Source organism: Bradyrhizobium sp. USDA 10063 (assembly GCF_054063735.1).
Window position 1 is genome coordinate 5454022 of record NZ_JBSSGP010000002.1, and the last position, 14700, is coordinate 5468721.

12 protein-coding genes are annotated in these 14700 nt (G+C 63.1%); 6 read left to right on the forward strand and 6 right to left on the reverse strand.

The genetic code is table 11. From position 1 onward, the window contains the following. Window positions 1-52: 52 nt before the first annotated feature. Complete coding sequence (locus ACVJGD_RS27955; protein WP_456637253.1) at window positions 53-1654, reverse strand: alpha-amylase family glycosyl hydrolase; 1602 nt, start codon at window positions 1652-1654, stop codon at window positions 53-55. Between the two features lie 98 nt (window positions 1655-1752). Next, the gene (locus ACVJGD_RS27960; RefSeq protein WP_456637254.1) at window positions 1753-2568 is read right to left on the reverse strand and encodes an RMD1 family protein; all 816 of its coding nucleotides are present in this window, start codon (window positions 2566-2568) and stop codon (window positions 1753-1755) included. A 142-nt stretch (window positions 2569-2710) separates the two neighbouring features. Between ACVJGD_RS27960 and ACVJGD_RS27965 the strand changes: the two genes are divergently transcribed. Next, entirely contained in the window at window positions 2711-3379 is a 669-nt protein-coding gene (locus ACVJGD_RS27965) for an MBL fold metallo-hydrolase (RefSeq protein ID WP_456637255.1), read from the forward strand. A 34-nt stretch (window positions 3380-3413) separates the two neighbouring features. On the opposite strand, the gene ACVJGD_RS27970 is transcribed toward ACVJGD_RS27965, so the two are convergent. Both ACVJGD_RS27970 and ACVJGD_RS27975 read right to left on the reverse strand, forming a co-directional pair. Beyond that, window positions 3414-4616 carry an extracellular catalytic domain type 1 short-chain-length polyhydroxyalkanoate depolymerase gene (locus tag ACVJGD_RS27970; protein ID WP_456637256.1) on the reverse strand — a complete coding sequence of 401 codons (1203 nt, stop codon included), beginning with the start codon at window positions 4614-4616 and terminating at the stop codon, window positions 3414-3416. Window positions 4617-4756: 140 nt separating this feature from the next. After that, window positions 4757-6160, reverse strand: a complete 1404-nt coding sequence (locus tag ACVJGD_RS27975; RefSeq protein WP_456637257.1) for an MFS transporter — start codon at window positions 6158-6160, stop codon at window positions 4757-4759. A gap of 340 nt (window positions 6161-6500) precedes the next feature. On the opposite strand from ACVJGD_RS27975, the gene ACVJGD_RS27980 reads away from it, so the two are divergent. Then, window positions 6501-7739, forward strand: coding sequence for an LLM class flavin-dependent oxidoreductase (locus ACVJGD_RS27980; RefSeq protein WP_456637258.1), 1239 nt, complete (start codon window positions 6501-6503; stop codon window positions 7737-7739). Between the two features lie 130 nt (window positions 7740-7869). On the opposite strand, the gene ACVJGD_RS27985 is transcribed toward ACVJGD_RS27980, so the two are convergent. Then, window positions 7870-8715, reverse strand: coding sequence for a DUF4886 domain-containing protein (locus ACVJGD_RS27985; protein WP_456640398.1), 846 nt, complete (start codon window positions 8713-8715; stop codon window positions 7870-7872). 440 nt (window positions 8716-9155) lie between these two features. On the opposite strand from ACVJGD_RS27985, the gene ACVJGD_RS27990 reads away from it, so the two are divergent. From ACVJGD_RS27990 to ACVJGD_RS28000, 3 genes are all read left to right on the forward strand, one after another. Next, window positions 9156-10262, forward strand: a complete 1107-nt coding sequence (locus ACVJGD_RS27990) for a TRAP transporter substrate-binding protein (protein WP_456637259.1) — start codon at window positions 9156-9158, stop codon at window positions 10260-10262. 98 nt (window positions 10263-10360) lie between these two features. After that, entirely contained in the window at window positions 10361-10924 is a 564-nt protein-coding gene (locus tag ACVJGD_RS27995) for a TRAP transporter small permease subunit (protein WP_456637260.1), read from the forward strand. Continuing rightward, window positions 10921-12345: a TRAP transporter large permease gene (locus tag ACVJGD_RS28000; protein ID WP_456637261.1), complete on the forward strand. Its 1425-nt coding sequence runs from the start codon at window positions 10921-10923 to the stop codon at window positions 12343-12345. Before ACVJGD_RS27995 ends, ACVJGD_RS28000 begins: the two co-directional genes overlap by 4 nt. Window positions 12346-12589: 244 nt before the next feature. Here ACVJGD_RS28000 and ACVJGD_RS28005 read toward each other — a convergent pair whose 3' ends face one another. Then, window positions 12590-13432 carry an SDR family NAD(P)-dependent oxidoreductase gene (locus ACVJGD_RS28005; protein ID WP_456637262.1) on the reverse strand — a complete coding sequence of 281 codons (843 nt, stop codon included), beginning with the start codon at window positions 13430-13432 and terminating at the stop codon, window positions 12590-12592. 195 nt (window positions 13433-13627) lie between these two features. Between ACVJGD_RS28005 and ACVJGD_RS28010 the strand changes: the two genes are divergently transcribed. Further along, window positions 13628-14590, forward strand: a complete 963-nt coding sequence (locus tag ACVJGD_RS28010) for a sensor histidine kinase (RefSeq protein WP_456637263.1) — start codon at window positions 13628-13630, stop codon at window positions 14588-14590. Window positions 14591-14700: the final 110 nt, after the last annotated feature.

Consider the following 14700-nt stretch of genomic DNA (forward strand, 5'->3'; position numbering starts at 1 on the left):
CCTTCGAGACGCGCTGCGCGCTCCTCAGGATGAGGGGCAAGCAGCGGTGCCATCAGCGCGGCTGGGCGATGATGACGCCTTCATTGCCGCGGAGGTCGAGCACGCCTTCGATCGTCTCGCCCTTGCGGTCGAGGAAAGTCGACAGCAGGATTTCGCTGCCGAACGCGATCGCACTCGAGGTGACCGCGGCCGGATCGGCCCCTAAGTTGAGCGCCACGATCAGCACGCCCTCCTCGCCACGTCGACGATAGAGCAGGATGTCGCCCTGCGCGGCCACCCGTTCATAGCTGCCGGTCACGAGTTGCGGCCATTCGCGCCGAAGTGCGATCAGCGCCTTGTACAAATTGAGGGTCGACGTCTTGTCGGCACCGAGGCTGGCGACGTTTTCGCGCAGCGCATCATGAGCAACCGGCAGCCAGGGTTTGGCGCTCGAAAAGCCGGCATTGGGCTCCGCGTCCCATTGCATCGGCGTGCGGCAGCCGTCACGGCCGACGCCCAGGCCCGGCACGTTCCTTTCGAAGGGATCGCGCACTTCATTGGGCGCGATCGGAACCTGGCGCATGCCGATCTCGTCTCCGTAATAGAGCGTCGGCGTGCCGCGCAGCGTCAGCAAGAGCATCGCGGCAACGCGCGCCTGCTCGGGCCCCACCCGGCTCGCGACCCGCGGGCGGTCGTGATTGCCCAGCACCCAGTTCGGCCATGCGCCGGGCGGCAGCGCCTTCTCATAGTCCTCGATGATCCGCTCGATCGAGCGCGCGCTCCACAAGGTCGACAGCAGCGCGAAGTTGAACGGCATCTGCGCGCCGGTGAGATCGTTGCCGTAATAGGCGACGAGGCGGTGCAGCGGCAGATAGATCTCGCCGATCAGCACGCGGGCGTCGAATTCGTCGGTGACGCGCCGCATCTCGGCGATCACCTCATGCACCTCCACCTGGTCGGTGGAATATTGCGTCAGGAACTTCTCATGCGGCGGCCGGCCCTCGTGATAATGCGGGTTGGGCGGATTGTCGCGAAACTTGGCGTCCTTGATCAGATGCCAGATGACGTCGACGCGAAAGCCGTCGACGCCCTTGCCGAGCCAGAACCGCATCACGTCGTAGATCGCGCCGCGGACCTCCGGATTGCGCCAGTTCAGGTCCGGCTGCTGGGCCAGGAAGGCATGGTAGTAATATTGCCCGCTCTCGCTGTCATATTCCCACGCGCTGCCGCCGAACTCCGACAGCCAGTTGTTCGGCGGTCCACCGCCCGGCTTCGGATCTCGCCAGATGTACCAGTTGCGCTTGGGGTTATCGCGCGAGCTTCTCGATTCGATGAACCAGGGGTGCTGGTCCGAGGTGTGGTTCGGCACCAGATCGAGGATCAGCTTGAGCCCGGCCTCGTGGGCTGCCGCGACCAGCGCGTCGAAATCCTCCATCGTGCCGAACAGCGGATCGACGCCGGTATAGTCGGAAATGTCGTAGCCGAAGTCGGCCATCGGCGACGGATAGATCGGCGACAGCCAGAACGCGCTGACGCCAAGTTCTCGTAAGTACGGCAGCCGCCGCAAAATTCCCTTGAGATCGCCGACCCCGTCGCCGTTGGAATCCTGAAACGAGCGCGGATACACCTGATAGAAGATGCCGCGCCGCCACCAATCTTCGTCTATGTCACCCATGTCGCCACGTCACCCTTCAATTCAGGCTTGAACATGGCAGCACGTAAACGCGTGGCGGGTTTGCGTGAATATTTCGAGCGAGCGAGGGAGAAGACGCCTCAGACGTGGCGGCCTGTCGCGAGCTGGTAGATGGTGATCAAGACCTCGAACAGGATCAGGAAGACGATGATCAGTTCGAGCCGCAGCGAGCGGCGGGTATCGATGATATCGGTCAGGACCTGCGCGGTCTCGGCGATGACGGCGAGCTTGCGGTTGAGCGATTCGGCACGCTCCTTCAATTCATATTCGTCCTCGAGCCTGGCATAGAGTCGCTCGAGCTGCGGCTTGTCCCAGAGGATGTCGGGCTTCTCGGACACTTCGACCGGCCCTGACACACGATGTCGGACTGACAGCGCATTGCCGATGTGCTTCAGGATCGCGGCGCGGCCGCCATGGATCTGCCCGCTCTTGGCGAGGTCGCGCGCGAACGGCTCTGTCATGTCGAAGACGGCGGCGACTTCGCGCTCGTGCCGCGCCAGCACGACGCTTTTCGCCAGCGCCTCACCGACCAGGATCAACCGCTCCGGCGACAGGCTCTGCAGGCAGATCGGGCCGCCCGGTGGGATCTGATCGTCCTTCTCTGAGGCGAGCTCGATGGTGGCGCTCTCCTCCTCGCGGCGCGCGAACGGCGCCGACATGCGCGACTGCAAGCCGCGCAGGAATTCGTCCTCCTCCAGCGCGTTCAGCCCGATCAGGACCACGACGCCGTAGCGGAACAGGATCGCGACGCCATTCTCGTTGACGCGGAACGCCAATGGCGTCGTTGCCAGCACGTCGCTGCGCTCGAGCCCCGACGTGTTCAGGCGTTCCGCCACGAAAAAGGCGCGCGCCGTGGTACGCTGGCCTCCTAGCGGCGACCGCGAAACCTGGCTCACGGGTTGTTCCGATACGGTGGATGCCATTCCGCTTACACACTACATGTTCAGGAACTGTGCAATCCTATCACAGTCCGGCCAATGGTCGCAGGATGTTCCGAACCCTTGTTGACGGGGTCCAAGGGAAGCATATGGTGCCGCCATGGATGACAAAACCGAAACAAAACCGAAGGCCGGCGCGATCATCGTGCCGGTGACGCTGTTCGAGCAGAACTGCACCATCATCTGGCACGAACCGACCAAGAAGGCGGTCGTGATCGATCCTGGCGGCGACGTTCCGAAAATCCAGGCGGCGATCGAGCAAACCGGCGTCAGCGTGGAGAAGATCTGGATCACCCATGGCCATATCGACCATGTCGGCGGCGCCGCCGAACTGCGCGACGCGCTGAAGGTGCCGATCGAGGGCCCGCATATCGCCGACAAACCTCTGCTCGACAATGTCGTGGCCAGCGGCGCCCGCTTTGGCATGACCGGCGTGCGCGACTTTGCGCCGGACCGCTGGCTCGAAGAAGGCGATCAGGTCTCGATCGGCGAACTCACCTTCGAGATCCTGCACTGCCCCGGCCATTCGCCTGGCAGCGTCGTGTTCTTCAACAAGGAATTGCGCTTCGCCCATGTCGGCGACGTCCTCTTCAACGGCTCAGTCGGCCGCACCGATCTGCCCGGTGGCAGCCACGAGACACTGATCAAGTCGATCAGGGAGAAGCTGCTGCCGCTCGGCGACGATGTCGGCTTCATCTGCGGCCATGGCGCCGGCTCCAGCATCGGCCAGGAGCGCATGACCAATCCGTTTATCACCGGAGAGCTGTGAGCGACGCCGCGGCCTGTGACCGCAGCGTCAAAAGCTATTTCATCAAGCCCGCGGCAGTCAGCGCCCGGGTGATCACATCGCTGATCTCGCGGGCGCGGCCGCGCATGGAGCGTGACGGCGCAGCCTGACGGGATGGCGTTGCGCGAGGCAACGGGATCGGCTTTGCCGCTTCCCTTGCGACCGGCTTGGTCACAGGCTTGGCCGCCGGCTTGGCGGCTTCTCTCGCAACCTGCGCCGGGCGGCGAGCCCGTTCGGTGAGGCCGAAGAAATTCGCGATGTGGTAGGACGACGAAATCCCGGCCTCGATCAGGAACGCGCCGGCTTCGCCATAGCGTTCGTCATTGGCGGCGATGCCGAGCGGTGTGCCATGGGCCATGCCGGTGATGGTGTAGGACTCGACGACCGTCTCGCCATCGGCATTCCACCAGACCTCGCGCGGATAGCCGTCGACCGTCGTCGTCGCCATCGGCGTCTCGGGAAGGCCGTGCACGTCGAGCCATTGCCTGACGATCGCGTCCGCATTGCCGGGATTGACGGTGCGATCGGCGCTGCCGTGCCAGACCGAGACCTTCGGCCACGGACCGTGGTGCTTCCACGCGCCCCGCACGAGATCGCCCAGTTCATTCGCGGGGCGCGACGGCGCTTGCATCATGCCACCCAGAGCTTCGCGCAGATTGGTGGCGATGCCGAACGGCAGGCCGGCAACGATCGCGCCTCCCGCGAACACATCCGGATAGGTCGCGAGCATCACCGATGTCATGGCGCCGCCGGCGGAGAGCCCGGTGACGTAGATGCGGCGCGGATCGAGCTTGTGGTCGACCACCATGCGCGCGATCATCTGACGGATCGAGCCGGCCTCGCCCTTGCCGCGCTTGATGTCGTCCGGATTGAACCAGTTGAAGCAGGTGTTGGCGTTGTTCGCGACCTGTTGCTCAGGCAACAGCAGCGCAAAGCCATAGTGACGCGCGAGCGTCGACCAGCCCGCACCGAGGTCGTAACCGGCCGCGGTCTGGCCGCAGCCATGCAGCACGACGACGAGCGCCGCACCGCGCGGCAGTCCTTCCGGCACGAACGAATGCATCTTCAGCGCGCCGGGATTCGAACCGAAATCGGCGGTCTCGACCAGCGGACTATCGACATCAGGTGCAAGGCTTCGCCCGTAGACGGCGGCAAGCCCATTGAATCCATTCAGCCGGGGCAGATGGCTTAGGAACTCGATGTTCTTGGCAAGTGACAACAGCAACTCCTGAGGTGATTTCGACCAGCCTCGGGTTCATCACATAGTTGCTGCAGCGCAAAATAGAAAGTCCGTATACTGTCATTCCCCCGAAATCGTGAGGCTGACGGTAAATTCGTGATCCCGGGATTAATTTGTGATCATGTTGCACGCCGCATCCATGACAGGAATGCGGCGCAAATGATGATCGACAGCCCAAACAATGCGCATGCCGCATGCAGCGCCAGCCGCGCTGAGCCTGCAGCTTCGATCGCGAAGAATACGGCGCCGATTGCGGCCACGCCGGCCGCATTGCCGATCTGCGTCGTGGTACCATACGTGCCGGAACCCGCGCCTGCGCTCGCAGGTTTCACCGTCGAGAGCACTGCGCTCGACAGCGGCGCCATCACCAATCCCTGTCCGTAGCCGAAGATCATCAGCACGAGCGCGAGCAACAGCGCGGAAGGCGCTTCAACCAATGCTGCGGTCGCGGCAATCGCACCGAGCCCTGCGATCTGCAGCGCACAGCCTTCGATCAGCACCAGCGTGCCGCGATGCCTGGCCCGCGCCCCGCTATGGCGCGATGCGATCACGAAGGTCAGCGCGAGCGGTACGAAGACGAGCCCGGCCTGAAGCGGCGGAATATGCCGCGCGTTCTGCATGAACATGGTCATGACCAGATAGAACGAGAGATTGGCGAAGAAGAAAAAGAACACGGCGACCAGTCCGCGCATGAAGGCAACGTCAGTCAGCAGCGCAAGATCGATCAGCGGCATGCCGCCACGGCGCGCGATCGCACGCTCGAGCCGGATGAACGCGGCGAGGATCGCGACGCCGCCCGCCATCACCAGCCACACCCAGGGCGACCAGTTCACGTCGTGACCGAACAGCAGCGGTCCGATCAGGCACAATAGTCCAGCAAACAGCACGACCGCGCCGGGAATATCGAGCCGCGTGCCGGCGCGATGCGGCACCGTCGGCATGATTTTGAGCGCGGCGACAACGATGACGATGCCGAAGGGCCCGTTGACGAAGAACACCGCGCGCCAACCGAGGCCCGCAAGATCAAGCGTGACCAGGACGCCGCCGAGCAGGAAGCCGGCGGCGCCCGCCAACCCCAGCACGATGCCGTAGATGCCGAAGGCGCGGGCGCGCGCTGAATCGGCAAACAACAGATGTAGCGTCGCCAGCACCTGCGGCACCATCAGCGCGGCGGTCGCGCCCTGCGCCAATCGCGCGATGATCAGCTCAGGTCCGGATTGCGCGAGCCCGCACCACAGCGACGCGGCGCTGAAGCCCGCGACGCCGGCGACGAACACGTTCCTGGTGCCGTAGATGTCGCCCAGCCGGCCGCCGGTGACGACCAGCGTCGCATAGCCGATCAGGTAGATCGCGATGACCGCTTCGATCTCGGCCGCGCTCGCATGCAGCTCCACCGCCATGGTCGGGATCGCGACATTGACGATGAAGGCATCGACCCCGAACATGAATTGCGCGGCGACCACCGTCGCCAAGACCCACCAGCGCCGCGAGGAATCCACTGGCATGGTCACGATCTGGTGCATGGCGGGCGGTTCCGTTCAAAATCCTGTGGCCACGCAAGCTACACGTTCGCGTCACTCCGGCGATTACCTCCGAGGTAGGTTTTGATCTCGATTTGGAGATCGTAGGGTGGACAAAGGCGCGAAGCGCCGTGCCCACCATCTCGCACTCCGTCCGTGATGGTGGGCACGCTTCGCTTTGCCCACCCTACGATTGAGAGCGCCAAATTCCGGGCAGCGGCATGCCGCGCCTGCTGCGCAACATCCATGCAGGCCCCGCGGGCTCGCAGCATTGCGTCGGACCTGCCCTGCCCGTAGGTTGGCGCAACGTTCACGACAACAATAATCCCGGAGAGAACCCCCAATGGCGCGCCTGAAATTCGGAGCCTTCCTCGCCCCGCATCACCCGATCGGCGAGCATCCGATGCTGCAATTCCGCCGCGACCTGGATTTCGTCCAGCAACTCGACGAACTCGGCTATGACGAGTTCTGGTGCGGCGAGCATCACTCCTCGGGCTGGGAGATGATCGCCTCGCCCGAGATGTTTCTGGCCGCCGCCGGCGAGCGCACCAAGCGGATCAAGCTCGGCACCGGCGTGATCTCGCTGCCCTATCACCATCCCTTCAACGTTGCCCAGCGCATGGTGCAGCTCGACCATATGACCGGCGGCCGCGCCATTTTCGGCTCCGGCCCCGGCGCGCTGGCCTCTGACGCGCACACGCTCGGCATCGACCCGATGACCCAGCGCGACCGCCAGGACGAGGCGATCGCGATCATCCGCCGCCTGTTCAATGGCGAGCGCGTCACCGCCAAGAGCGACTGGTTCGTGATGAACGATGCCGCGTTGCAGATCCTGCCCTTGCAGGAGGACATGCCGTTCGTGGTCGCCTCGCAGATCTCGCCCTCGGGCATGACGCTCGCCGGCAAATACGGCATCGGCATCATCTCGCTCGGCTCGATGTCGACCCAGGGCCTGATGGCGTTGCCGCAGCAATGGCAATTCGCCGAGGACGCCGCCAAGAAGGCCGGCACCACCGTGAGCCGTTCGAACTGGCGCGTGCTGTTGTCCTGGCATATCGCCGAGACGCGCGAACAGGCGCGGCGCGAGGCCGGCGCCGGACTGATGCGATGGCACAACGAATATAATGTCGGCACCCTGATGCGACCCGGGCTGACCGCGTTCTCCTCGCCCGACGAGGCCGTCGACAAGACCGCCTTCGTAGAGGGCGCCGCCTCCACCATCGGCACGCCCGACGACCTCGTGAGGATGATCAAGAACCTGATGCAGGTCTCCGGCGGCGTCGGCACCATCGTCGGCTTCGTCCATGACTGGGCCAATCCGGAAAACACCAGGCGAAGCTGGGACATGGTGGCGCGCTATGTGATCCCCGAGATCAACGGCTATATCGACGGCCTGCGCAAGTCGCAGAAATTCGTGATCGAGAACCGCGCAATCTTCGAACGCGCCGGTCAGGCCGTAATGGCCAAGATCATGGAGAACGACAAGGCCGCCGCGGCCTTGTCCAAGACCGGGCCCGGCCGTGTCGCCATCCCCGCCGTCAACGCCCCTGATCTGCAGGAAGCCGCCAAGCGGAAGGCGTGAAGGGCGCGTTCACCTCTCCCGCTTGCGGGAGAGGCGTAGGCCGCCTTCGGCGGCCGTTCTTAGAGAACGCCGAAGCGGAGCTTCGGCTATGGCGTGGCGCCGGGTGAGGGCTCTCTCCACTCAAAGAGTGTTAGTCGTGGAGACACCCTCCCCCGCAAGCGGGGCGAGGTAGGCCGAACCCTATGTCCCCGTAATAATCCTGCACGGTCTCCCAGGCGACTTCCTGCAGGAATTTGGCGGTGGGCTCATCGAGTCCGGCGCGGTAGCTGTTGCCGACCGGCGATTTTCCGGTCAACGCCGCGAACACGACGCAGGAGGCGAGATAGGTGCCGGCGACGCTCGGGTGCCGCCTGTCGATCGCGTGTAGCACCAACTCAGGTTGCTTCTGGTGCGCGCGGGCGAAGGCGAGCCCCGCCGGGATCACCAACGCGTCGTTGTCGTTGCCGGCAGTCGTATAGGCCTCGGCGAGTTGCGCCGTCATCTCCGGCTTGTCGGCATAGGCCCAGGACATGAAGAACACGGGCTTCGCGCCATGGGCGCGAACGATGTCGGCGTCCTTCTTGGCGTATTCGGTGAACACCGGTTTCAGCTTGGGATGGATCGGGCACTGGCTGCAATCCATCATGATGGCGACGTCGAACAGCTTGCCTGGCTTGTTGAAGACGACATTGTTGCTGTCGTCGAAGGAGTAGCTGGCGATAGCCTTCGGCCTGAAATAGCTCTCGACGTCATGCCAGTCGAAGCCGGAGCCGCCGATCGTCACCGACGTCGCGCGATATTCCCGCTTGTGGGCGGGATCGGCCGCGCGCTGCATCGCCAGCACATGGCTGTGCATGCTGTTGTTGTAATAGAAGAAGCTATTGCCGATGAAGATTTCGGTCTTCGGATAGTCCGGCCCCAGACTCGTGACGTGCGGTTTGGTCTGTGCCTGCCCGACCGTTGCGCCGGTCGCGATCAAGCCAAGGACGGCCAGCATCAGCGCCAAACCACGCGAGATTTTCGGCATATATTGCTTCTCCCTTGCCTTTGCAATTTGCGATCAACTGACGCGTGCACGCATAGTTTGGTTCTATCTGCGCGACTGAGTCAATGTCCGCTTCGCTCCGAAAGCGACCGAAGGACCCCTGCGCCGGATGATGACACAGACATATCGGCCAAGCCTTTTCTCTCCACGCTACGCCTGCTGACGTCAGCAGAAAGATCGACCGCGGTGCAATAAGCGGCGGCAAGAGCCGTTGGCGCGCCTCCGCGCAAAGCGCGCCTCACTGCAGCAGCCTGCCAGCGCTTGCTGCGGCCAGAAAGCAAGATGACAACTTGAGGCATTGGTGGCAGACTTGGTTTCGAGACCAGGTGCGGCAAGAAAAAACCAAGTAAAACGATCGCCAAGGTCCCGTCGTCAAAGGGAGGAGAGGGCTCATGAAACGCTTGTTTCTGGGACTGGTCGCTGCTGCCCTGATGGCATCGGCGTTTGTCGGATCCACCTCTGCAGTCATGGCGCAGACGAAGGTGCTGAAGATGCAGGCCACATGGCCGGCGTCGCTCACACTCTATGACAACTTCACTTACTTCGCCGAGCGGGTGAACAAGCTATCGGCCGGCACGTTGAAGATCGAGACGATGCCCGCCGGCCAGGTTGTGCCGGCCTTCGAGGTGCTGGACGCAACCAACAAGAAGGTGCTCGACGGCGCGCATGCGTGGGCGGGCTACTGGACCGGCAAGAACAAGACCGCGATTCTGTTCACCGGCGGTCCCGGCGGCACGTTCGGCATGGATTACATGGACGTGATGGGCTGGTTCTATCATGGCGGCGGCCTTGAGCTGTACAACGAGTTCTATCAGAAGGAGCTCAAGCTCAACCTCGTCGTGTTCCCCATCCTGCCAGCAGGGCCGCAGGCGTTCGGCTGGTTCAAGAAGCCGATCCAGACGGTCGAGGACATGAAGGGCATGAAATGCCGCCAGACCGGCATGGCCGGCGAAGTGTGGCAGGCGCTCGGCTTCACAGTGGTCAACATGCCGGGTGGCGAGATCATTCCTTCCGCGCAGCGCGGCGTGATCGATTGTGCGGAATGGGTCGGCGGCATCGAGGATATGCAGCTCGGATTCCACAACGTCTGGAAGTACCATTATTCGCCCGGCTTGCATGAGAACGTGACGGTCGGCGAAATCGTGATCAACGGCGATGTGTGGAAGGAGCTCAGCCCGCAGCACCAGGAGATCATCAAGTCGGCGGCCAACGAGACATTCCTCGTCTGGTGGACCAAGTGGCAGCGCCAGAACGCCGATGCGCTGACTGAGATGCAGCAGAAGCACGGCGTACAGGTCCTGCGCACGCCGACCGAGATCTTGCTGACCTTCATCAAGAAGTGGGACGAGATCGCGGCGGCCGAGAGCGCCAAGAACCCGTTCTTCAAGAAGGTGCACGACTCGCAGAAGGCCTATGCCAGCGCTGTGGTGCCGTACAAGCGGTCCTATTTCCCGCCATACTCCTTCATGGCGAACTACTACTTCCCGGTCGAGAAATAGGACTTCGTCCGAGGGCGGCCGAACCGGCCGCCCTCCATCCGCTCGCGGACGGCCTGCGTCACGCCGCAAGGCGCGATCGGCCGGTGGTAGGGGGAGGGATGGTTGAGATAACAGACAGGCCGCCGCCAGCGCTGCTGGCCACGATCCGGATCATTGACGGCTTCACGGATCGAACCGGCACGATCATTTCGTGGCTGTCGGTGCCGCTTGTTCTGGCCGTCGCCTACGAGGTCGGAGCGCGCTACCTGTTCAATGCGCCGACCATATGGGCCTACGACGCAACCTACATGCTCTACGGCTCGCTGTTCATGCTCGGCGCCGCTTACGCGCTGCACAAGGGCGCTCACATCCGCACCGACTTCTTCTGGGAGAAGTTCTCCACCCGCAGGAAGGGCTGGATCGATACGATCTCCTATATCGTCTTCTTCTTCCCGAGCCTGATCATGCTGTTGCTGATTAGCTGGAATGAGTTTCACTACGCCTGGCAGATCAACGAGACCTCGGACCAGACGCCGTGGCGGCCGGTGCTATGGCCGTTCAAGTTCGTCGTGCCGCTCGCCTGCCTGTTGCTGCTGATCCAGGGCGTGTCCGAGCTGCTCAAGAGCATCTACATGGTGCGCACCGGCGTCGAGCTCGAGCATAAGGAGAAGGTCGAGGTATGACCGCCGAAGCATTCATCGGTCTCATCATGCTCCTGGTGCTGCTCGGAGCGATTTTCATCGGCGTGCCGATTTCGTTCACGCTGCTGTTTCTCGCCTTTGCGTTCGGGTATGTGGGCATCGGCGCGACGGTCTTCGAGCTTGCCTATTTCCAGACCATCGGCCTGATGAAGGAAGAACTCCTTGCCGCCGTTCCGCTGTTCATCTTCATGGGCTACATCACCGAGCAGGCGGGGCTGATGGAGCGCCTTTTTACGGCATTCCGCATGCTGCTTGCGCCGTTGCGCGGCGCACTCTTCCTCGTCGTCATCCTGACCTCGACCGTGTTCGCGATGGCGACCGGCATCGTCGGCGCGGCCGTCACCGTTCTTGGCATCATGGCCTCGCCGATCATGACAAAGTCGGGCTACGACGCGAAGCTTTCGGCAGGCACCATCACGGCGGGCGGCACGCTCGGCATTCTCATTCCCCCGTCGGTAATGCTGATCGTGATGGGGCCGGTGCTCGGCGTGTCGGTCGCAGATCTCTATGCCGCCGCGTTCGGCCCTGGCTTCCTGCTGGCCGGCATCTACATCGCCTATCTGATGGGCCGCGCCTACATGAATCCCAAACTTGGACCGCCGGTGCCGAAACAGGAGCGTGTCTACTCGGCAGGACAGATGGCGTACGAGGTGACCGTTGGCACGCTGCCGCTGGTCGGACTCATCACGGCAACGCTCGGCTCGATCATCGGCGGTCTTGCGACGCCGACGGAGGCCGCCGGCATCGGCAGCGTCGGTGCGCTGATCCTGGCCGCCGCATATGGCAAGCTGTCGCTCGGCCGACTGCAACGAGCGCTGATCTCGACGATGGCGACGTCGAGCATGGTCCTGCTGCTGGCGGTCACGTCGAACATTTTCGGCGCCGTGTTCGCCCGCCTCGGCTCGGCGAACTGGATTACCGAGACAATGCTCGGCCTCCAGTTGCCGCCCGGCTTCATGCTGATCGTGGTGCTGTTGCTCATCTTCCTGCTGGGTTGGCCGTTTGAGTGGCCAGCCATCATCCTGGTGTTTCTGCCTATCTTCTATCCCGTCGTGAAAGGCATGGGCATCGACCTCATTTGGTTCGGAGCATTGGTTGCGGTGGTGCTGCAGACCGCCTTCCTGTCGCCGCCGGTCGCCATGTCGGCATACTATCTCAAGCAGGTGGTCAAGGGCTGGAGCCTTGCAACGATCTACGCCGGCATGTTCCAGTTCATGATTCTGCAGGTGATCTGCGTTGGGCTGATGATCGCCTTTCCCGGCATCGCGACCTGGTTCCCGCATACGCTGCACGAGGCATCCCGCAGTCAGGTGATCCCCGAGGAGTACAGGAAAATCCTGGAACAGCAGAAGCAGGCGCCACCCTTGGAAGACGAGGACTGGCTGACACCAAAAAAGAAATGACAGGGCTTGGGCCAATCGAGTCGGCCCCCGGCGCAGCTCGACCGGCCTTTCACCTGAGATCGCGATGGCATAGAAAATCGAAACTGAAATGGCGGTGCTTGCCCCGTTCGGTCACCCGTTCAGTCCGCGCAAGCGACGTGTCGAGCAATGGGCGGCGGGCGAGATCGGGGCCTCATCCTTCGAGACGTGCGACGACGCGCTCCTCAGGATGAGGGTCGAACAGCAGGCCCACCGCCACATGCGATTACCCCGCGCCCTGGTCGAAAGCCTTGCGGAGCTCGACGTAGCCCTGCTGCTGCTGGGTCCAGTTGCGGCCGCCGGTGATGGCGCCGTCGACGACGAGGTCGTGGCCGTTGATGAAGGAGGATTCGTCGCTGGCGAGGAAAACGGCGGCATGGGCGATATCGTCGGGCAGGCCGGCGCGCGGGATCGGCTGGGCGGTCTTGTAGACCTCGCGCATCACCGCCGGTGTCTTCTCCGCGGCGTCGGTCGACAATCCCAGCGCCTTGCCGAAGATGCCGGTCGCGATCGCGCCGGGCGAGATCGAGTTGACGCGGATGCCGGACTCGCCGAGCTCCATCGCTACGCATTTGGTCAGATGGATCACCGCGGCCTTTGCTGCGCCATAAACCACCGAGGAGGAGAATCCGGCAAGCCGTCCGGCGATGCTGCCATTGTTGATGATGCTGCCGGAGCCCTGCTTCTTCATGTGCGGCGCGACATGCTTCATGCCGAGCATGACGCTGCGTACCAGCGTTGCCATCGCGGCATCGAAACGGTCGACCTCCAATCCCTCGATGCCACCGGTTTGTGCCGGACCGCCGGCATTGTTGAAGAGGCAGTCGACCTTACCGAATTTTTCCAGTGTCAGCGCGATCAGCGCCTTCATCTGCTCTTCCACGGTAACGTCGGTCTGGCGGAAGATGCAGTTGGCGCCGAGCGCCCTGGCCAAGGCTTCGCCTTCGGCGATGCGGCGCCCGGCGATGACGACCTTTGCGCCCTCGGCGACGAAAACCTCCGCCGTACGCAGGCCGATCCCGCTCGTGGCACCCGTGATCACCGTGACCTTGCCGTCCAACCGTCCCATGTCGTTACCCTCTTAAGTTGTCAGTCGAATTCGATGGACTGGGATATTCCTGCCACAGGCGGAACAAGGCAAGCGGACTGTTCGGTGCACAACGGCGCCGGCTGTGGTCTGCGGCCCTCTGCCGGCCACAAATGGCGGCTTACCCGTCGGTTCGGCCTTATTTTGGATTCGCTGATCACCTGAAGTGACAAAGCCATGAAGAGACTGATCGACGAGTTCAGGTGCGGCTGGCGCGGGGACGCCCCGCCGTCGCTCGCGCTCGGCATCGGCTTTGCGATCATCTGCCTGGCGCTGGCGACGGCGGTGCGCTGGGGCCTGTCCCAGCTCCGTCCCGACGTGTTCTTCACGCCGTATTTTCCGGCGGTGTTCTTCGCCGGTGCCTTCGGCGGCTTGCGCATCGGAATCCTGACCGCGCTTGCAAGCGGCCTGCTCGGCCTCGCCCTCAATTTCGGCAGCACGGTCACCGATCCGATGCGGATTACGCTGCTTTTGATGTTCTGGGTGGTGTGCGGCCTCACGATCTGGGGCGTCGAGCACTACCGCTCGATCGTCGCCGAGCAGCAGAGGATCGCCAAACGCCTGATCGGCGAACAGGACTACCGCAAGCTGGTGGTCGACGAGCTGCAGCACCGGCTGAAGAATAAGTCCTCAACCATTCACGCCGTGCTGCACCAGGCGCTGCAGGACCAGCCGCAGATCTGGAGCCGCATCGATCATCGCATCCGCGCACTGTCGGCGACCGACGACCTGATCGCAAAGGTCGACGGCAACGGATGCGATATCAAGGACCTGCTGATCTCCGAGCTGGGTCCCTACGGCCATGTCCGGTTCAACCTGAACGGCGATCGCCTGTTCTTGCCGGCCAAACTGGCTGTGAGCCTCGCCTTGATCTTTCATGAGCTCGCCACCAACGCCGGCAAGTATGGCGCGTTCTCCTCCGCGCGCGGCTTCCTGCAGGTATCATGGTCAGTGTCGGATGATCGCCTCACCATCACCTGGGACGAGACCGAGGGACCGGCCGTGGAAAATATCGGCGAGCCAGGCTTCGGCACCAGGCTGCTGAAATCGGCGCTGAGGCCATTCGACGGCAAGGCCGACGTCAGCTATCTCAAGACCGGTGTTCACTGCACTATGCAGTGCCGGATTCCGACGGCTTGAGCGCGCTTTTCGCGCCCTGCTGCGAAGCGAAGGCGAAACGAAAGACAGCCGCAAGCACTCGATGATCGAGTTGACGCTCTGTTAATGACGATTGAGGCGGCGCCTGTTGA